This is a genomic window from Paenibacillus gorillae (assembly GCF_000513275.1).
Taxonomy (GTDB): Bacteria; Bacillota; Bacilli; order Paenibacillales; family Paenibacillaceae; genus Pristimantibacillus; species Pristimantibacillus gorillae.
This window is the reverse complement of the sequence record NZ_CBVJ010000106.1, coordinates 60,155-84,115: the sequence shown is the minus strand read 5'-3', so window position 1 is coordinate 84,115 and position 23,961 is coordinate 60,155. Positions and strand designations below refer to the sequence as shown.

The following is a 23,961-nucleotide window of genomic DNA, read 5'->3' as shown; positions in this document are numbered from 1 at the left end:
ATTGGGTTAAAGGCGCGTTACAGTTAAGGAGAGATGAGGCATGGCAACGAGTAAAGCGAAAGCGGAGATTGGACGTAAAGCTCCGAATTTTTCGCTGGAGGGTTCGGGCGGCGAGCAGGTTAAGTTAAGCGACTATATCGGGAAAAAGGTTATTGTCTACTTTTATCCAAAGGATGCTACAACGGCTTGTACGCAAGAGGCCTGTGATTTTCGCGATGCGTACGAGGCGCTTGCTGGACATGGTGCAGTCGTGCTCGGAATTAGTCCCGATCCTATCAAATCGCATCAGCGGTTTATAGAAAAGCAGGAGCTGCCGTTCCTGCTCTTGTCTGATCCGGAGCATAAGGTATGTGAGCTGTACGGCGTCTGGCAGTTGAAAAAGCTTTATGGCAGAGAATATATGGGAATCGTTCGTTCAACCTTTCTGATCGACGAGAAGGGGAAGCTCATTGCGGAGTGGCGCAACCTGAAGGTGAAAGGGCATGTGCAGAAGGTGCTGGAGACGCTGCAGGGTTAGTTAGTGTTGAGTAAGTGCTGGCTGGGGATGTCACATGGCAAAGCAGGGCTGGTAAGGGGACACGAAACCACTGGCGTCATGCAAAATCATTAAGCTCTGCGAGCTTGTTAGACTAAATGGACGGACGGTATCCCTTTGTTGCGAAAGGAGCAATTGGGATTTGAATAGGAATATGAATGTGAAAAAGATTGCTGTAACGATGATGGCGGCTGTCGTCTTAGCTGGTTCTGGTGGAGCGGCGGGCGGTCTGCAGGAGGTATCTGTCGCTAATGCGGCATCGGCAGCTGTACAAGCGGGGGCGATGACCAAAGCTGTCGTTACGATAGACGGCAAGACGGCGAATTGGGTCGGACAGCCTTTTGTGCAAAATGGAACGACCATGGTTCCGCTGCGGGAAGCGGCGGTTTCACTTGGCGGGAGCATCTCATGGGATCAGGCTAGCCAGACGGTGACGATCCGGTTGAATGGAGACGTTATTACACAGCGCTCCGGTGATTCTTTTTTTCTGGTGAACGGCAATCGCTTTGGTATTTCCGGGCCGTCCCGGGTCGTAAACGGCAGCCTGATGGTGCCGCTGCGCGGACTGATGGAAGCGATGAGAGCATCGCTTCAGCTGTCACAGTCTGGCGGAACGACTTCGATCACGATCATTACGGATAAGGTGACGCTATTGCCGAAGGCTTTTGGCAATGTGGACAGCTACTTGAAGACAAGCTCTTATTCGGGCATGGCGCTTGTAGCGAAGGACGGCAAGGTGCTTATGCGCAAAGGGTATGGCATCGCAGGTGAAGGCAAGCTGAATCGGCCGGATATGAAGACGAGAATCGCTTCGATCACGAAGTCCTTTACGGCTGCATCCATTATGCAGCTGATCGAAGCGGGCAAGCTGAGTCTGGATGATCCCATCTCGAAGGTCGCCTCCGGCATACCAGGCGGCGATAAAATTACGATACATATGCTGCTGTCGCATACGTCGGGACTGCCTTCGGAGTTTACACGCAAGGATGGCACTACGATCGAGCAAACTGTAAATGAGATTCGCACGAAAAAGCTGGAGTTCGAGCCGGGCAGCGCCTACAAATACAGCAATTGCGGCTACGTGCTGCTGGCGTATGTTGTCGAGAAGCTCTCAGGAATGAGCTACGCCGATTATGTGCAGACGAACATGCTGAAGGCAGCGGGCATGACGAATTCCGGTACGGCAACGGCTAAGACGCCTACCAATGACGGTTATTTGCTGAGCAAGGGAGCGTGGGTAAAGGCTCCTTATTATGTCTCCCAATCGGGTACGGGGACCTTGTATTCGACCGTGGACGATCTCGTGAAGTGGGACAGTCTGCTGCGTTCCGGCAACCTGCTCGACGATTCATCGCTGGAGGCGATGTATACGCCGCATTCGGAGAAGGGATACGGCTATGGCTGGATCGTAAGGGATACGGCTGAGGGGAAAACGGTATTCCATAACGGAAGCGGAAGCGGATTCTCCACGGGTATGTCCCGGAATTTGGACAATGGCGTGACGGTGATTTTACTGGGCAATCATGCGGGGATCGATACCGCTTTGATGATGGAAAAGCTGCAGACGCTGGCGGCGTCTGCGATATAAGTGATGGGCGCCGCCTTCCGCGGTCGGCGCTTTAGGCAAGAGCGGGTCCCAAAGTCGTTATTCGACTTTGGGGCTTTTTTGTTGCGGGCGGCGGGTGAGCTGCCTGGTGTGGTGATGGATAAACCGCAAACCTCAAACCTCAAACCTCAAACCTCAAACCTCAAACCTCAAACCTCAAACCTCAAACCTCAAACCTCAAACCTCAAACCTCAAACCTCAAACCTCAAACCTCAAACCTCAAACCTCAAACCTCAAACCTCAAACCTCAAACTTACTTGTCAGTGGGCGGGGATGGAGTGAATAACTCGAACAAAATGCAAAAGTGCAGTTTGATTTCGCTTTTTCGGCGCTAAATGGCGTTCAAAATGTAAAAGTGCAGTTGAAATGGCTGAAATGGGCTCGAATCGGCCACTTTGGGCTAAACAACCTGCACTTTTGCATTTTGAGGGGGAATATGGAGCGAAATGAAGCGATCAAAATGTACTTTTACATTTTGATGGAGAAGAAGGGGGGGATGATAGTTACTTGGTCGTATGCGGAAGTGTGGAAGTTAGTAGTAAGTAGCTGTTCGTATGCGGAAGTGTGGAAGCGAATAGTAAGTAGCTGTTCGTATGCAGACGTTAAGTGGCGAGTGGTTGAAAGCTGTTTGTTTTGCAGAAGTAGAGTGGGAAGTAGCTTTGCTCTTATGCAGTAGTCGGTAGTGTGCGACAAGTAACTGGTTAGTATGGGGAAGTAGGGGGCGGAGTAGAAAGTAACTGGTTTGTATGCAGAAGTAGAAGGGGGGTAAGTAACTTTGTTTGAATGCGGACGTGGGGAGGTGGAGTAGCAAGCGAGCAACTGGATCGTATGCGGCATCAACCGGCGTGGCATTTTTTTATAAGGGCAACTCTATCAGGTCTAAACCGGCTGAGAGCTGGCGACACTGGAGATAGAGTGGATCTTATACGTTCGGGAGGTTGAGGAATACGATGATAGCGCCTAAATTTAACGATACGGTTCGAGGAGAGCGGCAGCATTGGCCGGAGTCGCCGCAGGTGCTCCTGCAGCGTTTCATTCATAGAGTAGAGAGCGTGCTGCTAGGCAAGAGAGAGACGATTAAGATGACGCTGACTGCGATGCTGGCGGGCGGGCATGTGCTGCTGGAGGATGTGCCTGGCGTTGGCAAAACGATGCTGGCGCACGCTTGCGCAAGAGCGCTTGGCGGTGAATTCAAGCGGATTCAATTTACTTCGGATATGCTGCCCGCAGATGTCGTGGGAGGGGCGCTGTGGGACAGCCGCAGCGGTGAGCTAATCTATCGTCCGGGACCCATCATGGCTAATATCGTGCTGGCGGATGAGATCAACCGGACATCGCCGCGTACTCAGTCCGCATTGCTGGAAGCGATGGAGGAGCGTCATGTGACGGTGGATGGAGAGACACGCGCATTGCCTAAGCCATTCATGCTTATCGCCACGCAAAATCCGCTGGATTACGAAGGAACGAATCCGCTGCCGGAAGCGCAGATGGATCGTTTTATGATGCGGTTGTCGATCGGCTACCCTGAGCAGCAGGATGAGCTGCGTCTGCTTGCTCAATATGCGGACGGTCAGCGTAAGGAGCCCCAGCAGTTGAGGCCTGCTGTAATGCCGGAGGAATGGCTTCGTATGCAAAATGAAGCGCAGCTCGCCTATGTGCATCCTGAGCTGCTTGACTATATCGTCAAAGTCGCCAATGCATCGAGACGTTCGCAGTTGCTGCTCACAGGCCTGAGCCCGCGTGCCGGACGTGATTGGCTGCGCGCGGCCCAAGCCTATGCTTATATTGAGGGACGCGGCTATGTGCTGCCCGATGATTTGCTGGCAACAGGCGAAGCGGTACTCATTCATCGTTTAGAGGCTTACCCTGGCATGAATGGACTGGGGGCTGGAGCACATGGAGGAGCAGCCGAAACGCTACGGCAATTGATACGCGCAATTCCGCTTATGCATAAGTCGACTGCATCCGGGTTCAGCCGGGCCGGAGGGCGTCATGAATAAAAGGGCTGGAGAAGTCAGCAGTATAAGCGTAAAAACAGCATTAGACTATTCGGCAGCAGCTATGGAGCCGGCTGGACCTGGCACCAAGCTGGCGGATTCGGCGGACTTGTTTGCAGGGAGCTTGGCAATGCCAGCCCCGAAAAGCGGTGAGACCGGACAACAAAGCAAAAACGATGACGGGGATGAGCTCGTCATTTCACATCAACATCGGACCTATCGGACAAGATGGGCGGCGTGGTCGTTACTGCTGCTGTCTTGGGGTGCTAGTTTGAGTGCGCTGATTGTACGCGGGGGCGAGCTGGAAGCCTTCATGCTTGCCGTATTAAGCGTCATTATGATCATTGGAGCGGGCAGCCCGCTGCTTGGCGCATCCGGACTAGCGGCTGGGCGCGAGATTATGGCGCGGAAGGTTAGGGATGGCGGGGAGACGAAGGTTCGGCTGACGATTAGACGATCGTTCGGCATTCCCTTGGTGTGGTATGCGGTTGGTGAGGAAGTGATTAATCGGACGGGAAATAAGGGGATGGAATTTCGCTACGTTGCAGCCCCTTTATTTCGCAAGGAGCTGACGATTGATTATTCGCTGCATAATGTCAGGCGGGGCGAGCATGTGTACAGCGAGCTGACGGTAACAACAGGGGACTGGCTAGGCATGACAGCCATTACCCGCCAAATAAGCTGCCCGGGCGAATTGCTCGCGCTGCCGGCATTGCCGGAGGCCGGCAGCATGCGCGTCGATCCCGAGGGCGGCATTGTTGTTGAGCGCGGAGCCGGCGAAGGCGTAGCGGGTATCGAAGGTGCGCCGGGTACGACGGCGGCACGGCATAAGAAGCGGCTGCCGGGCGTAGGGCCGGAAAGCCGTCCCTACCGGCAAGGCGATTCGCCGCGCCATATCGATTGGAGAGCCGCGGCGAAGGGGCGCGGCCTCTACACGAAGCAGCATATGGCGGAGCAGCCCGCCGAGCTGGCTGTCATCGTCGACACGTCGGCCGCCGCATATGGCGGCGACGGTCGGCTGTTCGACGCCTGCGCGGCATGGGCGGCGCAGGCTATTGAACGCGCGGCAGCAGCCGGCGGAGCCGTACGGCTGCTAGCCGCGCAAGACGCCGCCGCAGGGGACGCGGGCGGCGGCAGTGAAGCGGGAACCGCGGGCGAGCGCAGCGCCCGCGTGGACGCTGTGACGGCGGTGCTGGGCTCGCCGGAAGCTCTGCAGGAGCGTCTGGCGAGGCTGCGCCTTGCCGGCGGCGACAGCAAGGCAGACGGGGCCCTGTATCGGCAGGAGCTTGGCAGCCTGCGCCCAGGAGGCAAGCTGCATGCGTACACGGCGGATTGGAAGGAAGGCAAAGGCTGGACGCAGCTAGCAGCTCTGGCAAACGATCAGGGCTGCCGGCTGGAGCTTCATATCGTGACGAAACAGTCCGTGTTAACGTATGCGATGCGGGAGCAGCAGCGGCTGCTGGAGACTTACGGCATTCTATTGCACTGGCTGCCTTTTCCCGAGCGGATGATGGAACTGCCATACACAGCAGAGGGAGGGAGCTCGAATGGGCGCTAATTACGACAATAGGCAAGCCGAGCAATCGCTTCGCTATCGTCTCCTGACAACGCTGCTGTTGTTCGGCCTGCTTGCAGAGTGGATGATTCCATGGGTGGACAACAGTGAGTGGGGGGCCATCTACCAGTTAGGCCCGCTGCTAGTCATTATCGGCTGTGTGCTGGGGGCGGGATTGTTCCGGCCAACCTGGTATATGTCATTAATATTTAATGGCGGGCTTTGTATCATGAGCTTGATGTGGCTGTTTAAAAGCGGCGATGAAACCGCGCTGCAATGGCTGTCCCATTTTCCGGGGCTGCTGTGGGAAGATATTCGCTTGATGATGGAGTACGGGCTGTGGACGATGTCCGGCGAGCTGCGTACGCTGCTTCTGTTCGTGGGCTGGGCGCTGCTTGCGCCTGCGCTTCAGGCTTTAATGTGGCTCCGTCAGCTGTCGCTTGGTTTTGCTGCGGCAACGGCGCTCTATTTGCTGACGCTGCATGTCTGGCTCGGTATGGACGTAACTCCCGGCTTGCTAAGGACAACGGCAGAAGGGCTGCTGCTGGGCGCGCTTGTCGCAACGAGCAGGGCGCAGCGCATTCATGGCGGTGTACGGGAGAGAGGCTTGCGAAGCGGCACAGGCTGGCTGGGAGCGTCTATATTCGTAGTAGCGATATGCGTCGGTGCGGGGCTGCTGTTATCGGGCGGTAAGCCAACTTATCAAGAGCCGGCCGCGTGGACGGCATCCTTGGCAAGCCGCCTAGAGCAGGCGATTATTTCGCTGGGCAGCGGCGGCAGCTCTGCCGTACTGCAGGCAAGCACGGACAATGCGGGAATAACCGGTTACGGCTTTGACGACCGGGAGCTGGGAGGACCGCTTGTACAAGACGACAAGGTTGTTTTTACCGGCTTGTCACCCGTTCGTGCTTATTGGCGGGGCGAAGCTAAGAGCAGCTATGACGGACGGGGCTGGAGCGATACATGGAGCCGCAAGACGCTGCTTCCGGTAGACGAGGCAGGCGACAATTCTGAGGCTTCGGGGGCAACGGGCAGCACAGAATCTTCTAACGTGCGGAACGGGGAGACCGAGCTGGGAAAAAGCGTTTCACAAACCGTAATGCTTGCGACTCCCGGTCAAGGCTTGCCTCTATTTGCAGCTGGAGCTTCCGGCCATGTGCAGCATCTGGAGGCTGCTGACCCGCGCCGCAAGCTCAATACTTATGTTCGCAACGAAGCGACCGGGGCTTTATTCGCTCCGTCGGATACGGCGAAGGTAGAAAAATACACGGTGCAAAGCAGGCTGCTCATTACCGATGAGGCGATATTGTCGAAGACAGGCAAATATTCCTTCGGTTCGGAAGCTTCTGCTGATGATAGTGAACTGGAGATTTATCTGCAATTGCCGAACACGCTGCCAGGCCGTGTGTCTGCTCTTGCGGCAGAAATTGCAGGCGGAGGCGTGACGAGCCGGCTGGATCAGGTTAAAGCGATTGAGACGTATTTAGAAAATAACTACACTTACTCGCTGGACACCAAAGCTCCTCCTTCCGGGGCGGATCTGGTGGATCAGTTTCTGTTCGAGCAGCAAAGCGGCTATTGCGTCCATTTCTCCTCTTCCATGGTCATTCTGCTGCGAACGCAGGGAATCCCGGCCAGGTGGGTGAAGGGCTTCACATCGGGCTCTCCCGTGTACGAGGATGCGACGGGAATAACAACATATGAGGTGCGGGGAAAAGATGCACATGCTTGGGTTGAGGTGTATTTTCCCGAGGCTGGCTGGGTGCCGTTTGATCCGACACCGGGTTTCAGCAGCTCGGGAAGCGGGCCTGTCGTCGCATCTGTCTCTGGCGGAGCATTAGGTGCTGAAAGTAACGGCGCATCGGTTACAACGGCAGGCGGAGTTTCGAGCAGCGCGGCAGGAAGCGGCAGTATGACAGATAAGACGGCGGCAGCCGCTATGACCTCTAGAGCTGACGGATTATTGGCTGCGGCGAGACAGGGGGCAGCAGCCGTCGCAGAGTCGGCGAGAAATGCAGCGCAGACTATCGCTGATGCAGCGCCCGCGGCACAAGCTGCTTTAGCATCTATCGCTTTAGCGCTGGTCTGCGCAGCGTTTGCTGTGCTTCAGCGGCATAGGCTGCAACTAGCTCTGGCAATGCGCCGATACAATACGGCGTATGCCAGAATGAGCAGCGGCAGGCCTGGATTAGGTGCTGCTGCATCAGAAGCGGTAGGGGCGGTTGCTGCGGAGTATGGACGGGTACGCGCCTTAATAGAGGGCGGTACGGCCGCAGAGCAGGCGCGTATCGTAATTCCCCCTGCACAAGCATCTCAGCCAGCAACAGAAGAGTCAGCGGCACGTGCTCCACTAGCTGATTCTGAGCCGTTAAGGGCAGCCGGCACTGTAACTGATAAGTCGGTGCAGCAAGCGCCAGCAGCTACTGCTGAACAGGCTGCGCCTGAGCGAACAGCCGCTGCATCTGTGTCGCAGGCCGCTCTCGAGCGGACACAGAAGCGCTTCACGGCCGTGTCAGCCGCGACATGGAAGCTGCTGCAGCGCCGTATGAGCGTGCGGACGCCGCATCAGACCGCGCGTGAATACGGGGCAGCGGCGAGAGCCGCGCTGCCGCCGGCGCGCGCGGCAGCGCTCGAACGCTTCATCGCCTGGGACGATGAAGCGAGGTTCGGGCAGCAGACGGATTGGATCGCCCCGCCGCCGAAGGAGCTGGCGACGGCGATTCAAGCGCTTCGTGCCCGCAAATAAAATAGAAGCGCCAGGCAGCTCCGGTATAACCGAACGGACAGCCTGGCGCTTCTATTTTTTCACACCTTTAAGTCTCAATCCAAAACCGTTTGACCAAGCTGCCATCCTCAGCAGTAAAGCTAACATCCGGAATACCGCAGTTGCTCAATATCGTGCGCTCGGAACCGATGTTGTCGGCATCGCAGACGACCAGCGCTTTGTTAATGCCGAGCTTGTTCGCCTCGTTCAATGCGAGCGCCAGCAGGGCTGTCGCGTACCCCTTACGTCTTGCCGAAGGGCGAATGCCATAGCCGATATGGCCGCCCAGTTGATGGAGCTTTTCCGTAAGGCAATGCCTGATGTTTACCGCCCCGAGGATGGTGTTAGTTTCGCTCAGCAGCCAAAATGTCGAGTCCGGAACCTGGTCGTAGGGACGTGTCCCGTCTTTTTCATTATCAAGCAGAAATTGAACCATCGAGCGGAAATCGGAGGGGTCCTTGCCAATGACCCAAGGAACCATATCCTCGCCGCTCTGTTTCCATTCCTCATAAAAATCAACATAGGGCAATTGCAGATCAATTGTCGGTTTTACTAGTAGCAGCTTTTCCGTCATCTTTGATTCACTCCATTCTTTTATAATAAAGGACATGTTGGCCGAAAATTAAAGTCCGGCAGTTGCCCTTTTGTTGTTTCTGCAACAGGTCTCTTCCAGCGTAAGGCAGTCCACGCGCGCAGCAGTCGCTCGACTGGACCAATCCGGAAGTAGCGCAAGTACAGCTGGCTGGCGAAGCATTGAACAATGAATATCCCAAGCGCGAGGGCAATGCCGCCGATGATGCCGATTTTCGTAAACTGCCCAAGCCCGAAGCCGTAAAAGATAAATACGCAAACGACCGTTTGCAGCAAATAATTGGACAAGGACAGCCGCCCTACACTTTCAAACCGGTTAAACCAGCCTTCCAGCCAGCCCGGTCTCGTACTGAACAGCCAGGACAAGGCGGATAAGTATCCAATGGCCAGAATGGTGCCGCCCAATGCCGCAATTGAGCCTGCCCAGCCCAAATCTGGTAATAAATAATTGCATGATTTGAGTAAAAGTCCGACCGGAATCAAAATAGCCGTCAGCTTCTTGTACAGCTTTTTCTCCTGCTGCGGTTGATGAAGAAGCTTGAGCTTCGCGGCGGCCATGCCGAATAGAAACATTGGCGCGACGATAACCGGAGAAAGCATGAGATTCAGTACGTGGTAAAAGCCGTAAAGGCCTAGCGGGTCGGAAAGCGTCCGGTGCCGGATGATTTCAGTAAAGGAGCCGCTGCCGTAGATGTCGACTGTTTTATCATTGAATTTTTCCAGCTGTGACAACGGAAGGATAGGGTCATTGTGTGCCCCATATTGTATTAGAGCAGCTAGAACGGCAAAAACAGCGCCCCAGATAAACAGCGTTCGCGGCTTAGCCGGAAGGAACAGCAGCATGCCGAAGCCTGTTATCGCATAGCTGACGAGCACATCGCCTTCCCATAACAGTATGTAGTGGGCCAGCCCAAGAACGAACAGGAACGTAAACCGTCTCGCCAGATGAGCGGCCGGATTACCGGCTAGGCCGTTGCGGCGCTCGACATTTTCCTTTATTTTGATCATGCCAAAACCAAACAGAAATGCGAAAATCGGCATAAAGCTCGTCTCCACAACGATCTTCACGATGGCGTGGGCCGCTGAGTCGGCAGCAGAGAGCGAGAATAAGCTCATCTCCTGCATGCCCCACATCCCGTATTGAAAACAAAACATATTCGCCAGTAAAATGCCCAGCAAACTAAATCCTCGGGTACCGTCCATATTCCTTAATCTGGGAGACGGATTGCTCATCTCAAATCACCTCGGATAATGTTTACGCACTTTTATCGGAATTGTTTCATTTTCCCAAATTTGAGCAAGATCATTGGATATCCTTGAGCGGATTGCATCTTTTTAGGCGTAAAATGCAGGTTTACGGTCTGCGGATGGCAGAACCGTGAAATCAGAGTTCGCAAATATTGTCGGAACCTGTCTCTTCACCTTGACTCGGTTTGAGCGGTATAGATATAATTACTACATTAATTGAGGGAGGCTCGGTAATGAACAAGCCAAATGAAATCATCGTTGTTCTCGACTTTGGAGGACAATACAATCAGCTAATCGCACGCCGCATTCGTGATTTGGGCGTATACAGCGAGTTGCTGCCATTCAACACACCGGTGGAGCGGATCCGCGAACTGCAGCCGAAAGGCATCGTGTTCTCGGGAGGACCGGCTAGCGTATATGAGGAAAAATCGCCGCTGGTCGATCCGGCCATTTACGATATCGGCGTACCGATCTTTGGCATTTGCTACGGCATGCAGTTGATGGCTCATCAACTGAACGGTAAGGTAGAACGCGCTGGCAAGCGCGAGTACGGCAAGGCAGAAGTTGACTTCACAGCTGACAGCCATCTGATTCAAGGTCTGGAACAGCGTCAAACGGTATGGATGAGCCACGGCGACCACGTTGTGGAGCTTCCTGAAGGCTTCAAAGTGGATGCAAGCACAGACCATGCTCCAATTGCTGCAATGAGCAACGTGGATCGCAAGTTCTATGCGGTACAATTCCATCCGGAGGTTCGCCACTCGGAACACGGCAACGAAATGATCCACAACTTCCTGTACAACATTTGCGCTTGTGACGGCAACTGGACAATGGAATCGTTCATCGAAGATACAATTCGTGATATCCGCGCTCAAGTCGGCGACAAAAAAGTGCTTTGCGCACTGTCCGGCGGCGTAGATTCCTCTGTTGTCGCGATTTTGCTGCATAAAGCGATTGGCGATCAATTGACTTGTATGTTTATCGACCACAACCTGCTGCGTAAAGGCGAAGCGGATGGCGTTATGGAAACCTTTGTCGGTAAATTCGATATGAAGGTTGTCAAAATCGACGCACGCGAGCGCTTTATGAGCAAGCTGAAAGGCGTAGACGATCCGGAGCAAAAACGTAAAATTATCGGCAACGAATTCATTTACGTGTTCCAAGAAGAGTCGGCTAAATTCGACGACTTCGAATTCCTGGCTCAAGGCACGCTGTACACGGACATCGTGGAGAGCGGAACAGCAACAGCACAAACAATCAAATCGCACCATAACGTTGGCGGTTTGCCTGAAGATATCAAGTTCAAGCTTGTTGAGCCGCTTAAAGCGCTCTTTAAAGACGAAGTTCGTAAAGTCGGCGAAGAGTGCGGCTTGCCGGAAGAAATCGTATGGCGTCAGCCGTTCCCGGGTCCGGGTCTTGCAATCCGTGTACTTGGCGAAGTTACGGAGGACAAGCTGAAGATCGTTCGCGAATCCGATGCAATCCTTCACGATGAGATTGCCAAAGCCGGTCTGAAAAGAGAAATTTGGCAGTACTTCACCGCCCTTCCGAACATGAAGAGCGTTGGCGTTATGGGTGACGCGCGTACGTATTCGTACACAGTCGGCATCCGCGCCGTAACTTCGATCGATGGTATGACAGCAGACTGGGCGCGTATCCCTTGGGACGTGCTGGAGAAAATCTCTGTACGTATCGTTAACGAAGTGGAGAACGTCAACCGTATCGTGTACGACGTGACTTCGAAGCCGCCTGCTACGATTGAGTGGGAATAGGCTGAACGTCTTGATGCAACTATAGACATTTAAAAAGTGCTCTCTTTTATTTGTGTTGTATAACCAGATAAAAGAGAGTTTTTTTGCGTGGATGTGGGGATAATTCCTTATATTGGATCTCTAATGTTCAAAAGGTATGTAAAGTTCCTTTACCACTAAATAAATTAGAAACGTAGTTTTATCGGGTACGTAAGAAGTATAATTAGTCTAATGACTTGATGAATAATGAATGGGAGAAGTGAGGAAGGCTAATGGGATTTTTAAGAGAGTTTTTTTCCAATCACATCGTGAAAAGGATATTGTTTTTAGCAATAGTTGCGCTTCTGCTGTTCGTACTTAGGGATATGATCAATTTAATACTTCTAGTGTTCCTGGTTACTTTTGTATTAGGGCGTTTAGAGGGATTTATTACGAAGAAGCTTTCCCGATTTATTCCTATATCTCCGATAGTCGTAAATATCGTCATTTATGTACTCCTAATTTCTGGAATCGTAATTGGTTTCCTGAATTATGTACCTAAGCTCGTGGTTCAAGTTGCAGGACTGTATAATTACAGTATAAATTTCCTCAATTCACCACCACAAAATGATACAGCCCAACTGATTGTCGATATGCTTGAAAAACTGGATTTCCAAAGTTATTGGGGCAATACAGTCAACTATATTTTGAAGCTAGGTAAATCGGTAGAAATGATTCTTTTCGTCATTGTGTTGAGTTTCTTCTATCTTATGCAAAAAAATAAAGTCGTTAAATTCACAGAAAAATTCGGCAGCAGTAAAATAGGATGGTTGTACAACGAATTTAATTATTTCGGTAAAAAATTCACCTCTTCTTTCGGTAAAGTGATCGAAGTACAACTTATGATTGCATTGTTCAATACGATTTTGACCATTGCGGGTCTATGGATATTAGGTTATCCATATTTATTTGCACTTACCATTATGGTGTTCCTATTGAGCCTCATTCCTGTTGCAGGTGTTGTCATTTCCTTCATTCCAATAGGCATGATTGGCTACCAGATTGGCGGACTTTCATTGGTCATCTGGTCAATCGTTTTAGTTGTTGTTATTCATGGAATTGAGACGTATGTTTTAAACCCAAGATTGTATGCTCAAAAAACAAAACTACCGATGTTCTACACGTTCATTATCCTTATATTTGCCCAGCATTTCATGGGGATATGGGGATTGATTATCGGCATTCCGATTTTCATGTTTTTGCTTGATGTGCTTAATGTTAATCAATCTGGTGAGAGTTAAATCGTATGGCGTCAGCCTTTCCCAGGTCCGGGTCTTGCGATCCGTGTATGACAGCGGACTGGGCGTGTATTCCTTGGGACGTTTTGGAGAAATTCTCCGTCCGTATCGGTAATGAAGTTGAGAACGTCAACCGTATCGTGTATGACGTGACTTTGAAGCCGCCTGCTACGATTGAGTGGGAATAATTCTGAAGTTGCTTTCCTAAAGATATCTGCGTCGTCTAAATAAGGATGACAGAACGGATAAACCTGTTTTATGTCAAAGAAGGAGCCTTCTATGCTGCGAGAAAAGCGGCTTGGAAGGCTTTTTTGCTTGCTAAACGGCATATAAAAGATGGAACTGCACATCATGAGAGGAAGGCAGGCCTACTTGTTCTTCTATTTGTTTTTCTCCATTGGCATTATGGGTGACAAGCCGAGGCCCGTCACATTCATTTATGGGACATTCCTGCACGCAGATTATTTCGGGTCTGCCGAAAATTATCGTAATTCAAGTCTGGCTCTTTTTTAAGCTTGGCCGGATCGGCGTCGAGGGTAGGAAAGAACGATTTAATCCGTATTGTATTGTTGAGAAGCACCGTGATTGTGTAAAACGTACAGGCGAATATTTATAGTTGAACAATTATTTGAATTCCATATAATAATATTCTATCATTTAACTATTTTTCATGATATTTTAAAAGTATCTGATTTTTAAGAGATGAATTTAGATATTAATGGTACTATGTACCACATAGTTTAAAAGGGAATATTGCTGAAAATCCGATACGGTTCCGCCACTGTAGAACGGAGCATGCATTCACAATTATCTACTGCTGAAATAAGTGCAAGGAGAGTATACCGTGATGCTGAGTCAGGAGACCTGCCATAAATATAACTAATGCTTTTCACAAGGAGGGGAGGGTGTTAATTCAGGTATGACTGTGCCGATTAACGAACATCTTTAAATTTAATTAAAAGAAGTTTTTTTATGTAGAAATTTGATTTGAGAAGATTCTTTGAAAGGATGGATTCGTATGAAACAAAAGCGTTTAATTCATTTTTTTGCTTCTTGTCGCTTTATTGATTTTTAACTCGAATGCAATGGCTAATGATGCAGATCTGATAACTGAAGAGGTTACGATTCCTGAGGAGATTACAGAAGAGGAGAACGAACAAGAAGTGATCTCTAGCGATCAGGAAAAAGAAAGTATCTCCCTACCTGGTGGCAAGAATTCCAAAATTGAGGCTGGTGTAAGCAGTTCCTTTGCGCGTAGCGAAACGGGAGATGTTTGGGTATGGGGAACCGGTAAGAATGTGAATGGCGAGTTTCATCAAAGTCTCTATCCTGTTCAACCAAACCAAACAGAGATTGTAGATCAGCTTACTTCTATTAACAATGATTTTTATGTTCCCGGAATTGAAGGACGCTTCTTTGCATCGATTGAAAATCCGAGGATTCTACCGGAAATCGTTGATATAAAAAGCAAATATGCGCATACAATCGCCCTTGCAAAAGATGGTACGGTCTGGGGCTGGGGAGACAATACCTTTGGTCAACTGGGTAATGGCTCTAGCAATTCCGTAACACAGACGAGGGCTATTCAATCCAAGGGTGGCCAACAAGACACGTTGTTTGAAGGAGCAGTTGCAATTGATGTAGGGCTCTCGCATACGATCATTCTAAAGTCTGATGGGACAGTGTGGAGCGCCGGGAACAACGATTTTGGACAATTAGGCGATGGAACAAATCAATCGCGAAGTATCCCGGTACAGGTAGTGACAGATCAGCTGTCTACACAACTAGACAATGTGGTTGCAATTAGCGCGGGCAAGAACTTCAACATAGCTCTGAAAGCAGACGGCACTGTGTGGAGTTGGGGAGAAAATAACGAAGGGCAGCTTGGTGAAGGCACGTTTGCTGGAAAGTTGCACGCTGTTCAAGTAGCGATGACCGATGATGGCAGTTCAAGTTCTACAACTGCAATTCGAGCTGGAGGAGATCACGCAATTGTTCTGCAGTCGGACGGTTCTGTTTGGGCGTGGGGAGATAATAGCTGCGGTCAAGTAGGTGACGGTACGTTTGAGAACAGAGGGATTCCGGTTCAAGTTAAGGGAGTGAACAGCGAAGAGTATCTAACTAATGTTACGGAAATTGCAGCAGGGGAAAAACATAATTTGGCTGTTCATAGCGATTCTATCGTTTCATGGGGAGGCAATGAAGAAGGGCAACTCGGAAATGGGACAACAATGAATACTCCGGTTCCTGTTCAAGTGGTGCTTCAAAATCAAACATTTCCAGTAAAAGAATACTACTACACGAAAAACCAGCTAACTACCGTTTATTTAACGATAGGTACATCAAAATATAAGCAAACTTTCATGTACGATTTGAATGGGAATGTTGTCTCGGAAGAGACAACCCAAATCCAATAAAGATCTTCAATATGATATACAGGGGTGTTCTTTTTGAAAAAAACGGTTGTGTTTTTGTTATTATTTAGTTTGATTTTTAGTTGCATGGATTCGGCTATGGGTTCAGTTATGGCTTCAAACGAATACGATGCAGATATGAGCTATACTCAAGTAGAAACCGTTAAGTTGGAGGAGAAGACAGCGGATCTTGATAAAGAAACAGATCTGTCTCAGTTGACCAGCAGCGATATAGAGTTGCCTGAAGAGGGAGTACTTCTGGATGGAGAATACTCGTCGGATTCTGTTTTCGACACCGTGCTTCAGCGTTCCGAACTTGTCCCAACCGCTAGCAATAATGAGAGGGTCAAGGCGTTTTTGGACGAGTTCTCACTCGAAATGAAAGTTGTTACGGCATACTTTTATCCATATTTATATATGTATTTGCCTAAACAGCAGCAAGAAGTCACACGGAATCTGGAAACAGATGATGTTATTCGAATGATTGGAGATCTGGATGAAGGAGATAGAGAAAAACTATTTAAATATGTGAGCGCAGCTCAGAATCTGGTCGATTACTACGTTGATAAAAAGAAGTATCTGGAAGACCAGAAGCCGTTAATTACACTAGAGGATGAACGCCAATTGAAAGAAGACATTCAAACTCAGGTGCAGAAAATAGAACAAGAGGGGGTGTTAACTGCGGCGGAATCGAAAAAAATGACAGCGGCGTTGTCGACTCCGTCAACTTACACCATTTCAGAATTTCAAAACGATTATAATTATACGAGTAGTAACGATGAACTGGTCGATCCAATTTATCATACGTCGAATAGAAGTGTGACTGACTATAGTATTGCTGGTAAAAAGGGACTTGGGATTAGCCTTAACCGAACCTACAGTTCCCTGGATAGCAAGCTGCTTAAACCGACGTTGGAGCTTGGAACGAGTACGTCAAGTCTTTATTATGAGCAAAAAAACGGCAATGCAGCAGTCCCATACACGGCAAGTGATCGGAAGTCGTATATCGCAGCGGGATGGACGTTGAATATTCCATTAATGGAGAAAGCAGAAATACAGGCGGAAGTCGTAAATGAAAAAGTTAGTTCATCCTGCTTCCCGTTTACATCTACGGTCCCATGCTATCGAAATGAGTATTTTTATAAAGCGCTTGCCACATCGTATGAAAAGACAGTCTTCACTTTGGAAAACGGCACTAGCTATGAATTTCATAATGGAACTATCCAAAACTATCCTTATCAGAATGTAAAGATGAGTAAGAGTAACAGCGTGGAAAATGGAGTAACCAAAACTTACTATCATCTTACGATAGACGATTCCATTATTTATAAATATAACGAGAATGGAGAAATTGTATCTAAAAGCAACGAGTATGGAGACAGTATATCCTATGCTTTTCACGCGGATGCTGCAGTAAACAATTATAATATTGTCATTATTGATTCGTATGGGCGGATAATTACGATTAATCGAAACGCTGATTTAGTTATTTTGGGTTTCAAGGTAGAGGAAAATAATCAGGTAGTGAAACAAGTAGCGTATCATGCTTCTCAGCAACAGAACAGTGTGACTTTCAGGAAATGGACGACCAGCGGTTATCAGAATGTTACAGAGAATGTAACTTATTGGCGTTTGGACTCTGTCGGCGATCGGACGGTAGCCAACCAGTCAAAAAATATTGAATCTTACACTTACTACGACATTAATTCAACAAAATTGGCTGATTTTAATTTTAATGTATATACTCCATTGAGCGGTTATTACGCGAATGCTGCAGGAGAAATGTTAAGTTTACATAATAACTTATATACATGTGAAAAATTTGAATTAGAAGTATGTTTTGAATCGCGCGGAATTATATTAAACAATAAGTTGGTTTCAGGGGAGATCCCCTACTTATTGTTAAACAAAATCAATCAGTTTAACGGATTGACGGTAGCTTTTTCTTATTCGAATTACGATGTAACTTGGAGGAATTCCAATAAGTTTACTTATCAGGGTGCAGTATCTAGAATGTATCAGGACAAACATGCTATTGAATACGTGTCTTATCACCCGGTAGAAAGAGTGGATTACTCTTATCGAAATGACATGAAACAGGACATTTCTTTTTCTGATTTTTATCGGAATATTCATCCGGATCATGGCGTGCAGATCGATGAGGTTTGGAAAACGAGTAAGCTAGATAATCCACGTCTTAGAAACTCATCCCGTTACGGAGATAAGCAAGCGACATTAGTTCGCTCGCGTGGAGTTGACGGAAATCTGCAATCTAAATCAAATCATTATTATGTAAATGGATCAAGGTTATTAAACGATTATAGCATGGTTACTTTGGAAGCCGGTTACTCTCCACAAGATGGTTATCCGCACACTTATGATTATACAGATGCAAGCAACAATAGGTATACAAACTACATGACCTCTTATGTTCGGTATGAATATGATCCGGGGCAATTTATGCCAAAAAAAGTATCAACTTATGCTGCAGCTGACGGAACATTCCAAGTTGACGAGTTATTAATCAATCCTGAATCACTGGAACCCAACAGTACAGAGAAAATATCAGAGTCTTTTAACTATAATAACTATGGTCAATTGGTATGGAATAAGGATGCGAACGGCAATATTACAGCATACGAATACGGCGGACCATTTAATCAAATTAGTAAATCAACGTTTACTGAGAATGGCTCTGGAAGCAGCGCAGTAGTTGAATATAGTTACTATCCTGCCAACCATTCCAGTGTGAATAACAGGAATCAGATTTGGAAAAAAACGGAAACACACAGCTATGGATACCCAGTTAAGACAGACAGTGTGGTTGTAGAGAACCGGGAGTACGATGCTGTACATCATTTGCCAGGGGCTATTACACGAATTAGTTCTGGTGAGCAATATAGTAAAGAAAACGCAGTGCTGGACAAGGAACTAATGTATACAGACAAAGGGAGGCTGAAAATTGAGCTTATAAAAACTACTTTACGTGAGGGTGATGTTCGGGAGAATATTATTAACCAGTATGAATATTACCCAAGCGGAAGTTTGAAAAAGATCACTTACCCAGATGGAAGCATAGTTAAATACGAAAGAGATGTGCTGGACCGAGTCACTTCTCAAGTCTCTCTTCTCGGGCAAGGGGAAATTGCAACAACGACAGTTTCTTATAGTGATTTGGAAAGAAAGATTTCGATTACAGAGCTAGATGGGGCTAAAGTTGACGAGTATTATACGCCGTTTGGAACATTACAAAAGCAACAGAAAACGGTGCAAGGAAATACGAGAGTACTACTGCGTAACGAGGTTCCACTAGGCCGAGAAATAACGAGATCTAACCCATTCGGGCAAGCCAGCCTAGGCTCAACCTATTCTTATGATACAAGTGGAAAACTAGTTTATGAAGCTAACGCTTTGGGGCAAGTCACAAAATATAAATATGCAAATGTGGTTGAACGAGGCGGGGGGCAAGTTGTTCCTCAAAAAACCGTGAACAAAGTTTTGCCCAATGGCAAGTCAGAGACCTTTTTCTATAATAAATTAGGACAATTGCAAACGGTAATTGAACGCAATTCGGCGGGTACGAAAGAAAGGATAACTAGAAATAATTTTTCTGCTTCCGGGAAAATAGTATCTCAAACTATAGAAGCGGATGGGCAAGTACAAACGACTAGTTATGACTATGATGGCGCAGGCAACATGATTTATATGAAAAATGCAGTTGGAGATGAATATACTTACGTATACAACAGCTTAGGTCAAATAATTGAATCTTATATAAACGGTATTGTGCAAACTAAAGAGAAGTATAATGAACTGGGCTGGTTGCTAACAAAACGGTCTGCAACGGGTTCAACAGAAGATCGGTATAAGTATAAGTTAAATGGATTGGTTGATCAGTATACAGATTCTAAAGGTCAAATTCATAATTATTCTTACACGCCATACAACGAAATTCTGCGTTTGTCAGTTGAACAAGGAAATAATGAAATCTACTGGCAAGAATACGCGTATGAGCAGCAAGCACGAAGACTGATTGCAAGTAACAATAACGATAATGAAGCCATTGCATATCAATATGATATGTGGGGGCGTAATACAGCTAAGACAATCGCTGGGAAAACTTACTTTATCGAGTACGATAACTATGATAGAATGACTGCAATTAAGTACCCTGATTCTAAAAAGGTAGCTTATACTTATGATAATCTAAATCGTCAACTTAGTATTAGTTATCCGTCTATTAATGCTCAGAAAACGTATTCTTTGGCAAACGAGACTTCGGTGGAACAGACATCTTATCGCTTTTTGCAGGGGAGAGCATACAACCATCAAAAGGTTACCGATTCTTTTGGAAACCTTAAAGAACACCATTTTCTTGTGACAACAGGCGGGGAGCAGTATGATGAAACCTTTAACTACGATGGGTACGGAAATATTAAACAGATCAATAAAAATGGCAATACATTCGGTTATAATTACGATTCCTTAAATCGAATAAAAGAAGAAACAGGGATTAGCACCAGTGCCTACACGTATAATGATGTTGGAGACAGAAGCAAACAAAGCTCTAATGAGTTTACAATTCCCGAATTAAATTCGAAATCGTATTCCTACAACCCGTTGAATCAATTGGCTACCTATCAGGATAGCGATGATAATGCCGTATATACCTACTACAGCGATGGATTAAGAGCGACGAAAACGGTGAACGGCGAGTTTACCAGATATGTGTATATTGATGGGAAGGTTATCGAAGAACTAGATATGCAAGGAAATACGAAAGCTCGAAATGTATGGAGCAACTCTATGCTTCTATTCAGGCAGGACCATGTGAACAATCGCGGTGGTTATTATGTTTATAATGGACATGGCGATGTAGTGAAAATTTTGGATAATGCTGGGTCTGTCCTAAAATCGTATGAATACGATATATGGGGAAATACAAAATCAACTTCGAGCAACACTGCTAAGCCCTTTAGCAACCCGTATCGCTACGCTGGAGAATTATTCGATGATGAATCAGGACTTATTTATTTACAGGCGAGGTATTACAGTCCTTCAACCGGACGCTTTATTACTAAGGATACGTATGAGGGGGAAATAAATAATCCGCTTAGTTTGAATCTTTATACGTATGTGCATAATAATCCGTTGAAGTATATAGACCCGAGTGGTAATGTAGCGGTAGACCCACTATTATGGGAGTATAACTACAAAATTAATGAGCAAAAGATTGCATGGGCAGAAGCGAATGAAAGAGGTAACGCTGTTGCAAAGGCTGCTGCCGCGGCGGAGGCAACGAGATTAAGAACGGAGTTCAACAAAAAAACAGAGAATAATAAGAGTTTAAGGGATGGATTACTGTCAAGCACTGACGCAGTTCTTAATAGATTTAATGTCACGAATACTGACAATAACAAAATAACACAAATTTTAGTGGATAAGGGAGGGACTGTATATTACGAAGCGAATCCTGACTATGTTTACTGGGAACAGGTTCATACCTTCACAAAGACTGAGCAGTATCATGCCACAGCTGCAAAAGCAATTATTGGATATGGAGCAGGATCACTTGCCAGCTTTGGGACAACTCAAGTTGCTATGCACTCAACCGGTGCGGCAGCTGCACTAGGATTAGAGTTTATTCCGGGTGGGCCGAAAGCAGATGCAACAAAAACAATAATTTATAGAACAAATGTAGATACCGGTAAAGTTGACAACATGATAGTTGACACTGACGGATTTTTATATTGTAAAAGCAAGGTTCTGGAAGAGGTATAAATGATATGAAAAAAGTCTATCAATGGGTCATCGTTGCCCTAGTTTTAATAATAGTAGGATTCATTGTATGGACTTCAACAGGCGACAAAATTAGTGGGACGATTTTAATTATCTACTTATTGACTATTCTTATTGTCGGTAGATTTCTAACAATTAAAAAGTCAACTAAGACAGCCCTAATCGTTGGAGTCAACTTTTTATTTTTTTGTTACTTGTTCATTAAATTCTTGAGCTAATCAAGTGACAACATATGAGAGTTGAACTGAAACCCGTAAGAGGCCACTTTGAAAAAGTGGCCTCTTACGGGTTTTATGTTTTAATCTACTAAAAGCAGTTCAAGCTAGTCAAGCGGAAGAGCTGCCAGTGGAGATTTTCTTGAAAGCAGGCATTAATATCAAACTTATTGGGCAGAGAACACCAACAGAGGTCTATCGCTGGAGGGAGACCTACGCTAACTACGGTGAGGATAGCTTGCTAGAAAAGCGCAGAGGCATCCGAAGCACAGGCAGACGATCGAAGAGTGAATCTTCAGCAGAATTAGGAACAGAAGCTTGAACATACAATGGTCGCGTTCTCAAACGACTGGATGGTAATATTCATTCCGTTGCCATCTTCCATTCCGAACAGGGTATGCATTATACGTACCCTGAAACCCGGCTCCACACTGCTGAAGTCGGGTTTAAACAGTCAATGTCTCGTAAAGGAATCTGCGGGGATAATGCATCAATGGAAAAATATTTTGGTCATATGAAGGCCGAGCTTAACTACAGGAATTGCATATTTCTTTAATGAATTACGTCTAAGAATCAATGAGTACGTCAACTACTATAATTCAGAACGTTATCAATAGACATTTAAAAGGAAGAATACAGAAATGATCTCCAAGCTGCTTACAACTATGTTAACTGTTTTTTATACAGTTTCTATGGATGGGGTTACAGTTCACACCTACATGTGGTTTTTTTACTCACCCTAGTGAATCACCATTTCTAAATAAGCTGTCGAAGTATAGAGGATTTATTATATTGGACGGACATTTATAAGTCGGGCTTGTGTTGAGATATACCTCGTTCATCCAATATGGCTGGCAACCTTATTCTTATAGGCATGTATTTTCCCTCCATTCTTATGCATGCATTAAACTTACAATGATGTATGAATATTTTATATATGTCTTTGCAACTTCATCTAATGCAACGGTAAACCGTTATGTAATGGTTTTGTAGTGGGAGTAATAAGTAGAGTCAGAAAAAAATCTGGCTTTGGTCGTGATGTTGTATCGGCAACTATATCTTGTATGATGTGAATTAGGAACTGGCTACCACAATTGAGTGGGTTAAGAGAGTGGATCACAACTGTTTTTGAAAGTTTTGAAATTTATGAAGTTCCGACATTGACGGTACGCCTCAACTATATTCTCTTTTTTCTGGGTGTTTAACAGAAAAAAAGGAATATTTTTATAGTTATAGTTACCTGTTAAGTGATAAGTCTCGCACCTTCATCTTCTTAAGCGACAACAACACAGCCGCAATAAACAGGGTTAGTGCAACCAGTATGCCAGACTCGCCTGTCCACAACAGTGCGTTCTTCCCTTGGGAGAAGGCGTCGAAGACGTCTTGGATAACGGCGTTCCAGCATGCGTGCAGGAGTACGGCGGCCCATAAGCTGCCGGTAGTCATGCGTACGCGTCCGATGATGTAGCTCATCGAGGTACAGCTAATCATGAACAACAGCGCCGATAACGCGAGGTTTGGACCGGAATAGTACAGTCCCATAAACAGGACGGGAAGATGCCACAATCCCCAGATGATACCGCTTGTCAGCATTGGAGCAGGAATTCGAGCGTCGATGAGACGGGTGAGCATATAGCCTCGCCAGCCCAGCTCCTCGCCGAAACTGGTAAGAATCCCGATGGCAGTGCCTGCTACCATTTGACCTAGCAGAAGGCCAGTGAAGGTAACGGCAGGTGATGCTTTAATGAAGGTGTCCGGAGCAACAAAGTCAACAAGTCCTGTTGCCCAGGCCGTTCCGTAGGCAATCAGTCCAATAATAACCGGTAACAACAGAATGAACGGAAGGCTCTTAAAGAACTGGCGTCCGCCGAAGCGCAAGGAGATATCGGCCGAGCCTTCACGCAGCATCAATCGGGCAAATATGGAGGCCAAGGCCGGTGACCACATCAGCAATAATATAGACATTGGGGTTTGCTTCGATACTAGCACATAACTAAGAATAGAGAGCGGGACGAGCATTGCGAAAAAGTAAAGCAGTCCCTTCCGGGCTCTGCGGATTTTTTCATTATTTCCCTCCCTTGGTATGGGGGTAAAGCTGCCAGTCGTTGCGTTCATGATTGTGCTCCTTTTTTAAAGTATGTATTTCTTTTCTAGGTGTAGTATATCAATCGCCAGCCCGATATTTGAACAACTGAAGCCCAGTCTTTTG

The 23,961-nt window shown here is 47.3% G+C and carries 12 protein-coding genes, 1 pseudogene and 1 riboswitch; of the genes and pseudogenes, 10 read left to right on the top strand and 3 right to left on the bottom strand.

Annotated elements, in window-relative coordinates; all coding sequences use genetic code 11:
• The first annotated feature begins 40 nt into the window (after positions 1–40).
• The 5 genes from bcp to TY10_RS19895 all read left to right on the top strand — a co-directional run bounded on the left by bcp (position 41) and on the right by TY10_RS19895 (position 8,439).
• A complete protein-coding gene (gene bcp / locus TY10_RS19925; RefSeq protein WP_042167266.1) occupies positions 41–517 on the top strand; it encodes a thioredoxin-dependent thiol peroxidase in 477 nt (158 codons plus the stop codon).
• A 160-nt stretch (positions 518–677) separates the two neighbouring features.
• Positions 678–2,123, top strand: a complete 1,446-nt coding sequence (locus TY10_RS29075) for a serine hydrolase domain-containing protein (protein WP_052350662.1) — start codon at positions 678–680, stop codon at positions 2,121–2,123.
• 968 nt (positions 2,124–3,091) lie between these two features.
• Complete coding sequence (locus tag TY10_RS19905) at positions 3,092–4,141, top strand: AAA family ATPase (RefSeq protein ID WP_042167261.1); 1,050 nt, start codon at positions 3,092–3,094, stop codon at positions 4,139–4,141.
• A complete protein-coding gene (locus tag TY10_RS19900) occupies positions 4,134–5,696 on the top strand; it encodes a DUF58 domain-containing protein (RefSeq protein WP_042167257.1) in 1,563 nt (520 codons plus the stop codon). Before TY10_RS19905 ends, TY10_RS19900 begins: the two co-directional genes overlap by 8 nt.
• Positions 5,686–8,439 (top strand): transglutaminase-like domain-containing protein, encoded by a 2,754-nt coding sequence (locus TY10_RS19895; protein WP_042167254.1) that lies wholly within the window; start codon positions 5,686–5,688, stop codon positions 8,437–8,439. The genes TY10_RS19900 and TY10_RS19895 overlap by 11 nt, the downstream gene beginning before the upstream one ends.
• A gap of 67 nt (positions 8,440–8,506) precedes the next feature.
• On the opposite strand, the gene TY10_RS19890 is transcribed toward TY10_RS19895, so the two are convergent.
• Both TY10_RS19890 and TY10_RS19885 read right to left on the bottom strand, forming a co-directional pair.
• The gene (locus tag TY10_RS19890) at positions 8,507–9,031 is read right to left on the bottom strand and encodes a GNAT family N-acetyltransferase (RefSeq protein ID WP_042167252.1); all 525 of its coding nucleotides are present in this window, start codon (positions 9,029–9,031) and stop codon (positions 8,507–8,509) included.
• Between the two features lie 20 nt (positions 9,032–9,051).
• On the bottom strand, positions 9,052–10,281 hold the full coding sequence (locus tag TY10_RS19885) for a DUF418 domain-containing protein (RefSeq protein ID WP_081735378.1): 1,230 nt from the start codon (positions 10,279–10,281) through the stop codon (positions 9,052–9,054).
• A 248-nt stretch (positions 10,282–10,529) separates the two neighbouring features.
• Here TY10_RS19885 and guaA point away from each other — a divergent pair, with 248 nt between their 5' ends.
• The 5 genes and pseudogenes from guaA (at position 10,530) to TY10_RS19865 (ending at position 21,519) form a co-directional block, all read left to right on the top strand.
• Complete coding sequence (gene guaA / locus TY10_RS19880; RefSeq protein WP_042167251.1) at positions 10,530–12,068, top strand: glutamine-hydrolyzing GMP synthase; 1,539 nt, start codon at positions 10,530–10,532, stop codon at positions 12,066–12,068.
• A gap of 251 nt (positions 12,069–12,319) precedes the next feature.
• The gene (locus tag TY10_RS19875) at positions 12,320–13,327 is read left to right on the top strand and encodes an AI-2E family transporter (RefSeq protein ID WP_042167250.1); all 1,008 of its coding nucleotides are present in this window, start codon (positions 12,320–12,322) and stop codon (positions 13,325–13,327) included.
• A 47-nt stretch (positions 13,328–13,374) separates the two neighbouring features.
• A pseudogene (locus tag TY10_RS29995) lies at positions 13,375–13,512 on the top strand (GMP synthase (glutamine-hydrolyzing)); the annotation flags it as partial.
• A 514-nt stretch (positions 13,513–14,026) separates the two neighbouring features.
• A riboswitch (cobalamin riboswitch) is annotated at positions 14,027–14,210 on the top strand.
• 199 nt (positions 14,211–14,409) lie between these two features.
• On the top strand, positions 14,410–15,741 hold the full coding sequence (locus tag TY10_RS29065; protein ID WP_155985981.1) for an RCC1 domain-containing protein: 1,332 nt from the start codon (positions 14,410–14,412) through the stop codon (positions 15,739–15,741).
• Between the two features lie 33 nt (positions 15,742–15,774).
• Positions 15,775–21,519, top strand: a complete 5,745-nt coding sequence (locus TY10_RS19865) for an RHS repeat domain-containing protein (RefSeq protein WP_042167248.1) — start codon at positions 15,775–15,777, stop codon at positions 21,517–21,519.
• 1,469 nt (positions 21,520–22,988) lie between these two features.
• Here TY10_RS19865 and TY10_RS19855 read toward each other — a convergent pair.
• Positions 22,989–23,867: a type II CAAX endopeptidase family protein gene (locus TY10_RS19855; protein WP_042167242.1), complete on the bottom strand. Its 879-nt coding sequence runs from the start codon at positions 23,865–23,867 to the stop codon at positions 22,989–22,991.
• Positions 23,868–23,961: the final 94 nt, after the last annotated feature.

Excerpts from the sequence above, each read along its gene's own strand:
- bcp (WP_042167266.1), top strand. The coding sequence starts at position 41 with ATGGCAACGAGTAAAGCGAAAGCGGAGATTGGACGTAAAGCTCCGAAT.
- guaA (WP_042167251.1), top strand. The coding sequence starts at position 10,530 with ATGAACAAGCCAAATGAAATCATCGTTGTTCTCGACTTTGGAGGACAA.
- TY10_RS19855 (WP_042167242.1), bottom strand. The coding sequence starts at position 23,867 with ATGAACGCAACGACTGGCAGCTTTACCCCCATACCAAGGGAGGGAAAT.
- TY10_RS19900 (WP_042167257.1), top strand. The coding sequence starts at position 4,134 with ATGAATAAAAGGGCTGGAGAAGTCAGCAGTATAAGCGTAAAAACAGCA.
- TY10_RS19890 (WP_042167252.1), bottom strand. The coding sequence starts at position 9,031 with ATGACGGAAAAGCTGCTACTAGTAAAACCGACAATTGATCTGCAATTG.
- TY10_RS19895 (WP_042167254.1), top strand. The coding sequence starts at position 5,686 with ATGGGCGCTAATTACGACAATAGGCAAGCCGAGCAATCGCTTCGCTAT.
- TY10_RS19905 (WP_042167261.1), top strand. The coding sequence starts at position 3,092 with ATGATAGCGCCTAAATTTAACGATACGGTTCGAGGAGAGCGGCAGCAT.
- TY10_RS19885 (WP_081735378.1), bottom strand. The coding sequence starts at position 10,281 with ATGAGCAATCCGTCTCCCAGATTAAGGAATATGGACGGTACCCGAGGA.
- TY10_RS29065 (WP_155985981.1), top strand. The coding sequence starts at position 14,410 with ATGGCTAATGATGCAGATCTGATAACTGAAGAGGTTACGATTCCTGAG.
- TY10_RS19875 (WP_042167250.1), top strand. The coding sequence starts at position 12,320 with ATGGGATTTTTAAGAGAGTTTTTTTCCAATCACATCGTGAAAAGGATA.